Origin of the sequence: Clostridium sp. BJN0013 (genome assembly GCF_040939125.1) — a bacterium.
Classification (GTDB): Bacteria; Bacillota; Clostridia; order Clostridiales; family Clostridiaceae; genus Clostridium_B.
Map to the genome: position 1 here is coordinate 3,511,932 of NZ_CP162495.1, position 13,133 is coordinate 3,525,064.

Below are 13,133 nucleotides of genomic sequence, written 5' to 3' on the forward strand. Positions count from 1 at the left end.
CTTATCCTCCTTTGCATTTACTGCATAGTCCTGTTAACATGATATCTACATCGTATATTTCTAAATTATTTTTCTCTTCAATTTTTTTATTTAACTTGATATATGAAAGATCTAGATCAAAATTATCTACATCTATTATACTATTACACTTATTACATTTAAAATGTATATGGAGAGGTTTCCCGCTAAAAATTTTTATTTCATAGTAATTGATATCATCAATATTAATTTTTTTTACTATGCCCAATTCATTAAATATCTTTAGACTTCTGTATATTGTAGCAAGGCCAATATTTTTGTCTTTAATTCTTTCATAAATTTGCTTTACAGATAAATGAGTATTGGCATTTATCATCTCTAAAAGTAAAATTCTCTTTTGTATAGTGAACTCATATCCATTATTTTTAATTAACTTCTTGTATAACGAAAGATCCTTATCCATATTATAAAATATTACTCGCCGCAGTGACCTTCATGGGCATGTTCAGTACATACACTACCTGTGGATTTAAGTTCACCTTTTATAAATTTTTCTACGGCAGCACCGCATAAACCTTCAGCTCCTACCACAACCTCTATTCCATTTTCATTGAAAAGCTCTTGAGCAGTAACACCCATTCCTCCTGATATTACTACATTTACATCAAGTTCCTTTAAAAATACCGGTAAATATCCTGGCTTATGTCCTGGATTAGGTTTAAATTCCTCATTTTTTATTTTTTCATTGTCTATCTGATAAATTGTAAATCCATCACAATGTCCAAAATGTCCACTTATATATTTTCCCTCACTTGCAACTGCTATTTTCATAAAAATATCCTCCTTAAATAGTATGTTTTATTATTATAAAATTAATCTATATACTCTTTTAAAACACCATGGGTATATTCAATTATTTCAGCACAGGATACACCCTTTTTCTTTAATTCTGCACACTGGAATGTTCCATATTTCTCCTTTATTTTACCCATAATTTTTTTTGTATAATCTCTTGACTGATTAGGTTCCACTGCTTCTTTTCTTCCTTTTATTGCACCTAAAGCCATAAGTGCTCCTGTTATTGCCCCACAACTGCTTCCCACAGTCATACCCCTTCCAAAAGGACTTGCTATTGATACGGGAATATTTAAATTCTTTTCCTCATTTACCACCTTTATTATAGATTCTGCGCAATTATATCCTTCTTCATAAAAGTCCACTGCTTTTTTCATTTATATATTCCTCCATTCTAAAATTTTTAGTAAATATGTTTTTTATGTTAACCCACATTTCCTTAACGGATCTACAGGCCTCACTATCTTCATAGTATATAATTGATTTCAACTCATTTATTGATTTCATTACGGTATCATCATAAGGTATTTTTCCCACTAACACTAACTCTTTTTCTGCCACAAACTTTTCTATTTCTACGGTGATATTGTAATTTATATCATACTTATTTATACACACCATAATAAATACCCCAAAACTCATACATAATGCAGTTACTCTCATCAAATCCTCAAGTCCAGATTTTGTAGGTTCAGTAACAAGTAATACTGCATCACTGCCAGTTATAGATGAAATAACAGGACATCCTATTCCAGGGGAAGCATCAATAATTGTCAGTGTATCTTCTGCAGCAAATTTTTTTCCATTATTTCTTAAAAAAGTAACTAACTTTCCTGAACCATCGCTGCCTATATCTATCTGCGCTCTAGAAATTATACCCTTGTCTGTACTTGTAATAAAAGTTTCAGCTGACTTATTCTCCACCAGCTTAATTGCTTTTTCAGGACATATTAAAGTACATGCCCCACAGCCTTCACAGAGAAAATCATCTACCATATAATCTTTTATGACATTAAATTTACATGTGATTTCACATTTTCCACATCTATTACAATAATCCTCATTTATAACTGCCTTTTTACCACTATAAAAACTTTTTTTTTCTATATCCACACCCTTGTAAAAAAGATATAAATTAGGGGCATCTACATCACAATCTATTCTGACCACATCTTTGGCAAGTTCTGATAACGCTGTTGCAATTGTGGTCTTTCCGGTGCCTCCTTTTCCACTTAATATTACTAGTTCCATTTTAGCACCTCCAATACACTTTCTGCCATGTCGTCAAACGCCTTTTTATATTCTGCATTATTATATAGAATTTCTCCCTTTGAATAAATTTCAGCTATATTTTTGCTATAGGCAATACTGCCTATTAAAGGTATATCTTTTTCCCTGCAGTACTTTTTTATTATATTGTCTTCACCATTATCTTTATTTATGACTATTCCAAAAGGAATATTAAACACTTTTACCAGTTCTATAGCCATTTTAAGGTCATGAAATCCAAATTCAGTTGGTTCTGTAACGAGTATTGCCCCTTTTGCATATCTCATAATGTTTACTACATTACATGAGGTACCTGGACTGCAATCAACTACATTTACTCCCTGTGGAACATTTTCCAAGAGCTGTTTTATTACAGGTACTGCCATAGGTTCTCCTACATTAAGTACTCCTCTTAGACATTCTATATTTTGTGCGTAACCCTTTTCTATTTTACCGGTATTTCTATACCTATAACTTAAAGCATCCTGTTTACATATAATTTTACAGGCTCCACAACCATGACATAACTTCTGAAATAATATAATATCATCTTTAACCTTTGCAAGGGCATTAAATTCACAGACCTTTACACATAAGCCACAGGAAATACATTTTTCATCATCTATAAATGGATATTCTACCTTAACCTGTTCTGTCTCTTCAATATGTGGTTTCAAAAATAAAAATCCATTTGGTTCTTCTACATCACAATCTACATAATTGGCCTTTAATGCAAAGGCAATATTTGTAGACACAGTAGTTTTACCTGTACCTCCTTTTCCACTTAATACTGCTATATTCAAGTTACTTCCTCCTTAAAATTCTATTTTAAATTCCATGATGCGCCGTTCCTGACTGTGTTAGCTCTTTAAGTTCACCCTTTTGAAATTTTTCTAAGGCAGAACTCACAGCAATACTTTCGCACTTATAAACTTTAATTCCTGATTTATCAATAATTTTAAAAGCATTAGGTCCTAGACTTCCAGTGATTATAGCCTCCACATTTTCATCAAGCACTTGTTGTGCCGCCACAATACCGGCACCTCCCCCTGAAAATTGGCCTTTATTTTCCAGTATCTTAATTTCTCCTCCTTCAGTATTATGAATTTGAAAATACTTACACCTTCCAAATCTAACATCCAATAAACTGTCTACTTCTGCTCCATGTGCCGAAATTGCTATCTTCATTTTTTTTCCTCCAAACCATTTATAATATTAGTAACAATAGGACTAAAAATCTTTTTAAGACTTTCATCTATATTCTCATTTCCCTGCTCTGACAAATTGCTTACACTGTTTAGCATAGGAAGTTCTCCTAAAAACTTCAAATTCATCTCTTTTAAAAACTTCTCTGTATTTTTCCCATTGAAGAATTTTATCTTCTTTCCACAATCAGGACAAGTTATATAACTCATATTTTCAATAACTCCCAAAATATTAATATTCATAGCTTTAGCCATATTCACAGCCTTTGAAACTATCATAGAAACTAACTCCTGCGGTATAGATACCATGACCAAACCACTTATAGGAATAGACTGCATTACTGTAAGTGCAACATCTGCTGTTCCAGGCGGCATGTCAATTACCAGATAATCAAGTTCTCCCCATATTACATCTGTCCAAAATTGTTTTACTGCTCCAGATATTAGCGGTCCCCTCCATATAACCGGTTGGTTTTCATCTTGTAAAAGTAAATTTAATGATATCGTTTTTATTTCACTTTGTGTTTCCACAGGTAATATAAATTCTTCATTGGTTTCTGCTTTCTTCCCTCTTAAACCCATTAAATTAGGAATACTTGGTCCTGTCACATCTGCATCTAAAATTCCTACACTATAACCCATATCTTTCAAGTGTCTGGCTATAAGAACAGATATTGATGATTTTCCCACTCCCCCTTTGCCACTCATAACACCAATAATTTTCTTCACATTGTTATAGGGATTGTTTTTAACCATACAATTTTCCTTATCCTTGCTGCACCCATCATTTGACGGGCATGAATTGCACTCTGACACAAAATCATCTCCTATATCTATATTGGCATTTGCCATTTTCATAATATCACTATTTATCGTTATTGTCAAATGCTAATTTAAAAAAATTGAAAATAAATTATTCATATAGTATTATGAGAGAAGAAGCACTAAAAAATAAACTCATTAATAATATATTGGGAGGTGATTTTGTAACTTATGGCTCATAAATTTGATGCAAAAAACAAGCATAAATTGGATAATGCCACCAGGAGGAGATTACTTCCCCCTGAAGAAACCCTTATAAAACTTGGATTACAACAGGGCGATATAATGGCAGATATAGGCTGTGGAATTGGATATTTCTCAATACCAGCATGTAAAATTGTAGGAGAGAGGGGAAAAATATTTGCAATGGATATTCTGCCTGAAATGCTCCAAGAAGTTGAAATAAATAAAAAGAAACATAACATTGTTTCTAGTATAAAGACTTTATTAACAACAGAAAATAATTTAAAATTGGAAGACGGCACAATATCTTTTGCCTTTATAAGTAATGTACTTCACGAAGCATTAGATAAAGAAAAACTTCTAAATGAAATTAGAAGAATTCTCTCTCCTAAAGGACGACTAGCTATTGTAGAATGGGAAAAAATTCAAGGAGAATTTGGCCCTCCCCTAGAACATAGATTAGATAAATTTCACCTTATGAAGGTATTAGATAAAATTAAATTTTCAAATATATCCCTTGTAAGTATAGGTGAAAACTTTTATGGCTTAACGGCACAAAAATAATTTATTTAATTATGGAGGCGAAATATATGATTATAGAAAGTACTGATGTGGCAAAGGCTTCTATAGAAATGTCCATCTCCTCTAGGGAAAATGAAAAAAAATTAGAGGAGTTTTTTGAAAATAAAGGTATTTTAACTGCTGCTGTAGACATAGGTGGAAATATCAACAACAGTATACCAAAAATAATTGAAAGAGCCCTGGTAGCATCTAAAAAGAGAGGACTTATAAGAGAAAATTATCATGTACATGATGGTGCTATAGCAGGTGCTACAAGAGAGGCACTTTTTCAGATTATTCAAAAAGCAAATGGACTGAATGTAGGGGGTAAAATTGGTATAGCCAGAAATAAGGAACATATAAGTGTATGTATATTTATGAGCATAGGATTGTTGCATTTAAATGAAGTAGTGATTGGCCTGGGACATCGTTCTATTCCCATATAATCTTTTGCAAAATAATTTAAAAATGATGATAAAGGCCGCCAAGAAGTACATTTATGGTGTTTGACAAGCTATGATATATAAAGTATAATTATGTCGTGTATTTTATATATTGTAGTATTGTAGGCTAGTTTTATGTTAAAGGACATAATGTAGTATAACAAAATTTGTAGCATAGTAATTTTTTAATAAAAATACTATATTAAACTTAATTAAGTAGAATTGGTAGTTTATGTAGAACATAATATAGTCTAAAGATATAAAAATTTTAAGTTTCACAAAATTTTTTTGTTATCTAAGTTCTGCTAACACAGAACTTTTTTTATTTTTATTATATAACGTATACACTGCAACTAAAATTCATAGCAAAAGTATATGTTGTCAAGTAATTTTTAAATTCAGATGGAGTTTCCTATAAAAAATACTTTTCTCCATCTGAATCTTAAAAAAACTTATCCAGGGACACAACAGTGCTTATACCTCACTTTGGAGAAAATAGAGAATTAGTTACTTCTGGCCTTCGGATAAAGTTTTTTTCAGTATATATAAATATTATTTTTGGAGGATGAGTAGTATGGTAGGAAAGAAAAAACTTTCATTTCTTGCAGCATTTTTATTGGCTGCATCAATTTTAGGTGGATGTACTAGAACATCGTCAAGCAATTCTAAATCAACTCTTAAAGACAAAGAAGTAATTAAGATTGGTATTACCCAGGTTACAGAGCACCCGGCTCTTGATTCTGCTAGAAAAGGTTTTATAGCGGCATTAAAAGCTAAAGGATATGAAGATGGTAAAAATATTAAGATAAATTATCAGAATGCCCAAGGTGACATGCCTACAACCCAGAGCATAGCTCAAAACTTTGTATCCCAGAAAGAAGATTTAATCCTTGCAATAGCAACTCCTTCTGCCCAGGCAGCTTATAATGCTACCAAGGATATTCCTATACTTATAACTGCAGTAACAGACCCAGTTAAGGCAGGAATTGCAAAATCTCTTAAAAACTCTGGAACTAATGTAACAGGAACTTCAGATGATCTACCAATAGGAAAACAATTTGAGCTTTTAAAGAAATTAGCACCTAATGCTAAAAAAATAGGTATTGTATACAATACCAGTGAAACCAACTCACAAATTCAGGTGGAAAATGCTAAAAAAGCTGCTCCATCTTACGGAATGGAAATCGTAACAGCAGGAGTTACAAATGTAAGTGAAGTCCCTCAATCTTTAGATTCTATAGTCGGAAAAATTGATGCATTATATGTACCTACAGATAATGCAGTGGTTTCATCCATAGCTACAGTAGTAAACACATGCTACAAGAAAAATATACCTGTAATTGGTTCTGAAAAAGGACAGGTAACCAGCGGTGCTCTTGCCACTACAGGTATTGATTACACTAAATTAGGTTACCAAACAGGTCTTATGGCAGTAGAAATAATAAATGGTAAAAAACCTAGTGAACTTCCTATTACAACTTTAAAAGACATGCAGCTTGTTATAAATGAAGATGCAGCTAAAAAGCTCAACATAACTATCCCAAGTGATTTAAACTCCAAAGCTGAAAAAGTAAAGGGAGGAGTTAATTAGTGGATATACTAGTAAGTGTATTACAACAAGGACTTATATTCTCCATAGCAGCTTTTGGAATATATATAACATTTAGAATATTGGATTTTCCGGATTTATCCGTAGACGGTACATTTCCTTTAGGCGCCGCTGTAACTGCTATGTTCATAGTAAAAGGAATGAATCCCTTTGCAGCATCTATTTTATCCTTTGGAGCAGGATGTATTGGAGGACTTTTTACAGGAATTCTCCATGTTAGATTAAAGATAACTAATCTTTTATCAGGTATTTTAGTTATGATAGGCCTATATTCTATAAATTTAAGAATAATGACAAAATCCAATGTACCTTTATTTGGACAAAAAACTATATTCTCGAATAATATAAATCTTCTATTAATACTGTTTATTATTATGATTATAGTAAAAGTAATTTTGGATTTATTTTTAAAAACCAAAATGGGATTTGCATTAAAAGCCGTAGGAGACAATGAACAATTAGTAACTTCTCTTAGTCTTAATAAAGATACTATAAAATTAATCGGACTTGCCATCTCAAATGGACTGGTGGCTTTATCTGGTTCGATGATGGCTCAATATCAGGGCTTTTCCGATGTGGGAATGGGAACTGGAACTGTAGTAATGGGTCTTGCAGCAGTTATTTTAGGAGAATCTATATTTGGAAAGATAAAGTTATTGAAACCTACAACTACGGCATTATTGGGATCAATACTATATAAGGCTGCAATAGCATTAGCTCTACTATGTAACCTTCAGTCCAACGATTTAAAATTGGTAACTGCCTTAATAGTAATTTTGGCTTTATCTTTAAATGGAAAGAAATTGAGCTTTAAAACCAAGAATAATAATCTTGGAGGTGAGTCTTATGTTAAAAATACAAAGACTGCGTAAAGTATTCAACAAGAATACTTTAAATGAAAATATATTATATGATAATTTATCCTTAACTGTAGAAAAAGGCGATTTTGTTACCATAATAGGCAGTAACGGTGCTGGAAAATCAACCCTTCTCAATTTAATATGTGGCACTTTAAGTGCCGATGAAGGTTCTATAATATTAAATGGTGAAGACATAAGTAAACTGCCTGAATATAAAAGAACCAGACACATAGGAAGAGTATTTCAGGATCCTTCAAAGGGCGTTTTGCCCAATATGACTATACTAGAAAATATGTCTATAGCCTACAATAAAGGAAAGAGATATGGACTCACAATGTGTGTAAATAAAAATAATACTAAACTTTTTATTGAAATGCTGTCCCAAATCAATCTGGGATTGGAAGATAAACTCAATACAAAAGTAAATCTTTTATCCGGCGGACAAAGACAGGCTTTATCTTTAATAATGGCAGTAATGTGTAAACCAGAACTCTTACTTCTAGATGAGCATATAGCAGCTTTGGACCCCAAAACTTCAGAACGTATAATAGAAATTACAGATAAAATAATAATGGAAAATAAAATAACTACACTTATGGTTACCCACAACTTGAATCATGCCATAACCCTAGGAAATAGATTATTTATGATGCACGAAGGAAAAATAATTATGGATGTAAGAGGGGAAGAAAAAAGCAGACTAACTATAGATAAACTATTGAAATCCTTTGAAAGAGTTCAAGGAAAACAAGAAGGGTTAAGTGACAGAGTTTTATTTTCCTAAAATAGTAAGAAAAAAGGTCATGAGATAAAGGTTAAATCACCTTTAATCATGACCTTTTTAATTAAATGACTCTTAGGTTTAAATGGACTTTGTTCATAAGCACTGTTTTTTCCATTAATAATAAATGACTAACTTTGACATAATAAACACATAGGTAAATTGTTTCATCAAAATTTTTAAATAATTTAACTTAAAATATAATATGTATAATAGAAAAATTAGACAAAATATGATAACATAATATGTGAATTATGTAGAAGGTGGCAAGATAATGAAGAGTAAAATAGAAGGAACAAAAAGAGCAGAGATAAATATGCATTTTTCAGAATTTGAAATGCCTCCAATGCAGGATATATTAATAGTGGGCAAACATGCCCCAATTGGACCTGAAGCTGCAAGAAGAATGGTAGACGTATTATCTCCGGAACAATATGACATAATAAAAATTAAACATGATTATATCGAAGCAATTGTTGTTAGAAAATCTCTATTAAATATGCTTTCAGAAGATAAACTTATTCCCATAATAATGGAGGAAGGAGGAAAGATTGCTAACGAATCAATTATTGTAAAAGCACAGGTTAATATTATTTTACATGTTAGTAAATCTGTAGATTTATGAATAAAAAGGCTATTAACATAGCAGAAAAAAATTTTATGAAGGTAGACATTTTAGATGGGGTAAGGAGAACTCAAAATATTTTTTGTGAAAATGATATAGACTGCTTCATAGTCTATGAAAACAAAAAATTAGTAGGTATAGTTACTAAGAAGGAATTAGTCAGAGCACATCCAAATAGGATACTTGCAGATATTATGTCTGATAGATATATTTGCATCAATTGCTATGTACATATTTGGAGAATTAAAGAAACTTTTGATTTGAATAAAAATATTAACGTTATACTTTTAGAAAATGAACATGATATTATTGGTTACATATCAAGGACAAGCTTAAATGTTGAATTTAACAAACATATTGACTTACTTACAGGACTATATAAAAGTGACTATATATTTTACAATGCACATAAATTTATAGAAAATAAACAAAATACAACCATTATATTTTTAGATCTAAACAACTTTGGCTTTATAGATAAGAAATACGGTCACATAAATGGAGACATTATATTAAAAAATGTGGGTAAAATATTGAAAAAAAGCATTCCATCAGACTGTTATCTGTGTAGATATGCAGGAGATGAATTCGCCATATTAACCCCATATTGTATAGATAAAAGCAAATTAATTTGTCAAAACATATTAAGCACTATTAATTCATATAAATTTCCAAATAATATACAAGTTTCTGCATCTATTGGCATTGCAAGTTGTAATGTACATAATTGTAATAAAACAATTGATAGTTTAAACATAATAAATAAATTAATAAATACAGCAAGTTTATTATCTACAAAAGCAAAACAAAACACCAACACTCCAATTATTACTGGTAATTTAGATATAGATGCAATTGCTTAAATCATGATAAAAAGCTGCTAAAATTCAATTATTGGCAGCTTCCAAAATTATATAGTATTTAATTTAAATTCACATGCAGGTCATAATGTTTAATATTACATCATCTGCTTCTTTTAATCCCTTTGTACCAAGTTCACATAAATTTTTTATGGTCTTTGTGCAATGATTTAATCATTCCTTCATACATAGCAACATTCCTTTTTTAATTTTATTTAAATACCTGTATATGGTAGCCTTCTGATGAAATTTTATTCATAAGCCTGTAAATACTATCCTTACTATGAAATTTAACAACTTCCGTAGATGCACAATATTTATCCACGAGCATCACTATAAAAGATTCCTTATATTTAGGTAATTTCAACGTTAAAGGCCACATGTGTTTTACTATAATATCTTTTTCCATGTCATTTAACTGAAAAATCCTGCTTGCATTCTCTAGTGCAGTATAGGGATGGGTAAATCCATGCAATCCCTTATCATACCTTTTTACATGCCAGTCATATAGAAAGAAATCATGCAGTAATCCTCCTCTGGCAGCAGAATTATAGTCAAGACTTAAATCCTTACAAACTAAATAACTTATATATGATACATATATACTATGTTGAAGACAATTTATATCACTATGCTGTATGAAATTTCCCATGGAAATTACATCTTCATGTTGGATCAAATCACTAATACATTTCTTATATTCATCATAATTATCTGAATCTCCTTTTAATGTCCAAATTGATTTTATTAAATCTATCACTATAATCCTCCTCTGTATAGCGGAATAATGCTATAAAACTTAATTTAAATTAAAAATATATATCATTATTGATTTTACTTCATTTATAAAAAAATACAATTATATAAATGTTAATTTTCCCGAAACACTCTAATATAATACACAGGCTCATACCATCAGGTGTTAGCAATAATAGATTTCGAATAAAAAAAGATTGATAACCATGTATGTATAGGTTTATAATAATCTTATTATAAGAAGTAATTATAGCCCTAAATATAGAAAAGGGGGTGATAAAATATAATAGAAAAGATGTCATTTAACTCAAAAAATACTAAACACAACTTTTAATTTCATGTACTCTAAAGGTTTACGGTAATGTATCTTTGAAAAGTATATTAGTAAAGATTAATATTTATCTTCCACTTTGGGAAAGGTGGAAGTGTTAGGTAATTGCAACCTTCAAATAAAAAGCTAAAACCCAATATTATTCTGAAGTACTGTCTAAATGATACTGGAAACTTTTATAGGTACTGTAATTCAGGTTGTAGTTGACCATGAAAAGTATCCTTTAATTCATTAAATGCACTCATACTATATTTAAATGAAAACACTATATTAAATCGACAATTTATTAAGTAAGCTACAGTATAATTGGTAATACTTAAAATTGTTATGTTACAACTTTTTTAATCCAAGCATCTTAATTATTATTGCATAAATTAAAATATTTTATTTAAAATAAATAGGATTACTACTTCTGACTATTGCATTTTCAATAGGATGGTTCTTAGAATTTATCCATAAAAGTACCCTACATTTAAAAATTATAAATTTTCTGTGAGAAAGGGATGAATTTAAGGAATAACTTAATTATAAGGAGGAACTTTTATATGGAACTTAATTTAGATAATTTTAAAAGAAAATTAAAAGAAACCGTAATAAGAACTGGCTTTCAAATAATTGATAAGAATCCAGAAAAAAATATAAATAAATTATTTGAGCTTGCTGAAAAGGCAAGTGGAGATGAATTCACAAAAAGCAAAATTATAAGTATTAAAGAATACTACAACGAAATGCCATCGCTAAAAAGATATATTGAAAATATATTAAAGAATACAAATAAAAATTGCTTGAAAAAATTCTATTCCAATTTTATTGGCAATGCTATATGGTATGGGGTTGCTAAAAGAGAGACAATAGGTATAAAAAATGACACAAAGATTCCCTTTGTACTACTTATCAGCCCTTCAATGAGATGCAACCTAAGGTGCACTGGATGTTATGCTGCAAATTACAGTAAAAAAGATGATATTACTTACGAAGAAGTAGATAGACTTATTAAGGAAGCCAGAGATGCAGGGATATACTTTGTAATTATTTTAGGTGGGGAACCCTTTTTCAATGAATATATGTTAGATATTTATAAAAAATATAATGATATGTATTTTGCACCATTTACTAATGGTACTCTATTTAATGAAAAATTAGCTGATAAATTAGCTGAATTAGGTAATGTAATGCCAATGTTGTCAATTGAAGGATGGCAAAAAGAAACAGACTCAAGACGTGGAGGTGGAATTTTTAATTCTGTTATAAGAGGTATGGAGATGTTAAATGAAAGAGGCATACTCTTTGGGGCTTCTTCAGCCACATCTAATAGCAATGTTAATGTTGTTACTTCAGAAAAATTTATAGATATGCTTGTCGACAAGGGATGTAAAATGATCTGGTATTTTATGTTTATGCCTGTTGGAGATAATCCAGTGAAAGAAATGGATTATATGCTTTCTCCAAAGGAGAGGATAGAGCTTGGAAGAAGAAGTAGAAAAATCAGAACCACAAAGGAAATATTTACAATTGACTTTTTTAATGATGCTCCCTATGTAGGAGGATGCATCGCCGGTAAATATTATTGTCATATAAACTCAAAAGAAGATGTAGAACCATGCATATTTTCTCACTTCGCTACAATAAATGTTAAGGATAAACCTCTCATGGAGGCATTTAAATCACCTTATTTTAAGAACTTAAGGAACAGACAACCCTATAACAAAAACTTATTAATGCCGTGTCCTATGATTGATAATCCTCAGTGTATTCGGGATATTGTAAAAGAAACAGGAGCTTATCCTACTCATCCTAGTGCAGAGTTGATGATTAAAGATAAAGAATTTATGGAAAAATTAGATAAGCTAGCCGAAGAATTCAATCCTGTTGCAAAACAAGTATTTAAAGAAGATTTTGATAATAATGGTAACTACAATATGTCAAAAGGTTAGACATAATATTATAGAAAATAGGGTCTTGATATAATTTAACTTATTTTATCAAATTATTCA

16 protein-coding genes are annotated in these 13,133 nt (G+C 30.5%); 8 read left to right on the top strand and 8 right to left on the bottom strand.

Features of this window, described 5'->3' with window-relative positions:
* Window position 1 precedes the first annotated feature (1 nt).
* Genes AB3K27_RS18160 through AB3K27_RS18190 form a run of 7 tightly spaced genes read right to left on the bottom strand, consistent with a single transcriptional unit; the run spans window position 2 to window position 4,124 of the window.
* The gene (locus tag AB3K27_RS18160) at window positions 2–442 is read right to left on the bottom strand and encodes a Fur family transcriptional regulator (RefSeq protein ID WP_368488754.1); all 441 of its coding nucleotides are present in this window, start codon (window positions 440–442) and stop codon (window positions 2–4) included.
* Window positions 443–453: 11 nt separating this feature from the next.
* The gene (locus AB3K27_RS18165; RefSeq protein WP_368488755.1) at window positions 454–810 is read right to left on the bottom strand and encodes a NifB/NifX family molybdenum-iron cluster-binding protein; all 357 of its coding nucleotides are present in this window, start codon (window positions 808–810) and stop codon (window positions 454–456) included.
* Between the two features lie 41 nt (window positions 811–851).
* Entirely contained in the window at window positions 852–1,211 is a 360-nt protein-coding gene (locus AB3K27_RS18170) for a C-GCAxxG-C-C family (seleno)protein (RefSeq protein ID WP_073537706.1), read from the bottom strand.
* Entirely contained in the window at window positions 1,186–2,085 is a 900-nt protein-coding gene (locus AB3K27_RS18175) for an ATP-binding protein (RefSeq protein ID WP_368488756.1), read from the bottom strand. Before AB3K27_RS18175 ends, AB3K27_RS18170 begins: the two co-directional genes overlap by 26 nt.
* A complete protein-coding gene (locus tag AB3K27_RS18180; RefSeq protein ID WP_368488757.1) occupies window positions 2,076–2,906 on the bottom strand; it encodes a P-loop NTPase in 831 nt (276 codons plus the stop codon). Before AB3K27_RS18180 ends, AB3K27_RS18175 begins: the two co-directional genes overlap by 10 nt.
* 25 nt (window positions 2,907–2,931) lie before the next feature.
* A complete protein-coding gene (locus AB3K27_RS18185; RefSeq protein WP_368488758.1) occupies window positions 2,932–3,291 on the bottom strand; it encodes a NifB/NifX family molybdenum-iron cluster-binding protein in 360 nt (119 codons plus the stop codon).
* Window positions 3,288–4,124, bottom strand: a complete 837-nt coding sequence (locus AB3K27_RS18190) for an Mrp/NBP35 family ATP-binding protein (protein WP_368491277.1) — start codon at window positions 4,122–4,124, stop codon at window positions 3,288–3,290. The genes AB3K27_RS18185 and AB3K27_RS18190 overlap by 4 nt, the downstream gene beginning before the upstream one ends.
* A 177-nt stretch (window positions 4,125–4,301) precedes the next feature.
* Between AB3K27_RS18190 and AB3K27_RS18195 the strand changes: the two genes are divergently transcribed.
* The 7 genes from AB3K27_RS18195 (at window position 4,302) to AB3K27_RS18225 (ending at window position 10,055) form a co-directional block, all read left to right on the top strand.
* Window positions 4,302–4,877, top strand: a complete 576-nt coding sequence (locus tag AB3K27_RS18195; protein ID WP_368488759.1) for a class I SAM-dependent methyltransferase — start codon at window positions 4,302–4,304, stop codon at window positions 4,875–4,877.
* A 26-nt stretch (window positions 4,878–4,903) separates the two neighbouring features.
* Entirely contained in the window at window positions 4,904–5,320 is a 417-nt protein-coding gene (locus tag AB3K27_RS18200) for a HutP family protein (RefSeq protein ID WP_368488760.1), read from the top strand.
* A 571-nt stretch (window positions 5,321–5,891) separates the two neighbouring features.
* Window positions 5,892–6,908: an ABC transporter substrate-binding protein gene (locus AB3K27_RS18205; RefSeq protein ID WP_368488761.1), complete on the top strand. Its 1,017-nt coding sequence runs from the start codon at window positions 5,892–5,894 to the stop codon at window positions 6,906–6,908.
* Entirely contained in the window at window positions 6,908–7,798 is an 891-nt protein-coding gene (locus AB3K27_RS18210) for an ABC transporter permease (RefSeq protein ID WP_368488762.1), read from the top strand. Before AB3K27_RS18205 ends, AB3K27_RS18210 begins: the two co-directional genes overlap by 1 nt.
* The gene (locus AB3K27_RS18215) at window positions 7,773–8,570 is read left to right on the top strand and encodes an ABC transporter ATP-binding protein (protein WP_368488763.1); all 798 of its coding nucleotides are present in this window, start codon (window positions 7,773–7,775) and stop codon (window positions 8,568–8,570) included. The genes AB3K27_RS18210 and AB3K27_RS18215 overlap by 26 nt, the downstream gene beginning before the upstream one ends.
* A 271-nt stretch (window positions 8,571–8,841) precedes the next feature.
* Complete coding sequence (locus tag AB3K27_RS18220) at window positions 8,842–9,192, top strand: hypothetical protein (protein ID WP_368488764.1); 351 nt, start codon at window positions 8,842–8,844, stop codon at window positions 9,190–9,192.
* Complete coding sequence (locus AB3K27_RS18225) at window positions 9,189–10,055, top strand: diguanylate cyclase (RefSeq protein WP_368488765.1); 867 nt, start codon at window positions 9,189–9,191, stop codon at window positions 10,053–10,055. The genes AB3K27_RS18220 and AB3K27_RS18225 overlap by 4 nt, the downstream gene beginning before the upstream one ends.
* 208 nt (window positions 10,056–10,263) lie before the next feature.
* Here the strand turns inward: AB3K27_RS18225 and AB3K27_RS18230 are convergent, their stop codons facing one another.
* Window positions 10,264–10,812: an HD family phosphohydrolase gene (locus AB3K27_RS18230; RefSeq protein WP_368488766.1), complete on the bottom strand. Its 549-nt coding sequence runs from the start codon at window positions 10,810–10,812 to the stop codon at window positions 10,264–10,266.
* Window positions 10,813–11,684: 872 nt separating this feature from the next.
* Between AB3K27_RS18230 and AB3K27_RS18235 the strand changes: the two genes are divergently transcribed.
* Window positions 11,685–13,073 (top strand): radical SAM protein, encoded by a 1,389-nt coding sequence (locus tag AB3K27_RS18235; RefSeq protein ID WP_368488767.1) that lies wholly within the window; start codon window positions 11,685–11,687, stop codon window positions 13,071–13,073.
* The last annotated feature ends 60 nt before the right edge of the window (window positions 13,074–13,133 follow it).

Bases quoted from the DNA above. Each gene is read 5' to 3' on its own strand.
- AB3K27_RS18160 (WP_368488754.1), bottom strand. From the start codon at position 442: ATGGATAAGGATCTTTCGTTATACAAGAAGTTAATTAAAAATAATGGA.
- AB3K27_RS18165 (WP_368488755.1), bottom strand. From the start codon at position 810: ATGAAAATAGCAGTTGCAAGTGAGGGAAAATATATAAGTGGACATTTT.
- AB3K27_RS18170 (WP_073537706.1), bottom strand. From the start codon at position 1,211: ATGAAAAAAGCAGTGGACTTTTATGAAGAAGGATATAATTGCGCAGAA.
- AB3K27_RS18175 (WP_368488756.1), bottom strand. From the start codon at position 2,085: ATGGAACTAGTAATATTAAGTGGAAAAGGAGGCACCGGAAAGACCACA.
- AB3K27_RS18185 (WP_368488758.1), bottom strand. From the start codon at position 3,291: ATGAAGATAGCAATTTCGGCACATGGAGCAGAAGTAGACAGTTTATTG.
- AB3K27_RS18195 (WP_368488759.1), top strand. From the start codon at position 4,302: ATGGCTCATAAATTTGATGCAAAAAACAAGCATAAATTGGATAATGCC.
- AB3K27_RS18200 (WP_368488760.1), top strand. From the start codon at position 4,904: ATGATTATAGAAAGTACTGATGTGGCAAAGGCTTCTATAGAAATGTCC.
- AB3K27_RS18205 (WP_368488761.1), top strand. From the start codon at position 5,892: ATGGTAGGAAAGAAAAAACTTTCATTTCTTGCAGCATTTTTATTGGCT.
- AB3K27_RS18215 (WP_368488763.1), top strand. From the start codon at position 7,773: ATGTTAAAAATACAAAGACTGCGTAAAGTATTCAACAAGAATACTTTA.
- AB3K27_RS18220 (WP_368488764.1), top strand. From the start codon at position 8,842: ATGAAGAGTAAAATAGAAGGAACAAAAAGAGCAGAGATAAATATGCAT.
- AB3K27_RS18225 (WP_368488765.1), top strand. From the start codon at position 9,189: ATGAATAAAAAGGCTATTAACATAGCAGAAAAAAATTTTATGAAGGTA.
- AB3K27_RS18235 (WP_368488767.1), top strand. From the start codon at position 11,685: ATGGAACTTAATTTAGATAATTTTAAAAGAAAATTAAAAGAAACCGTA.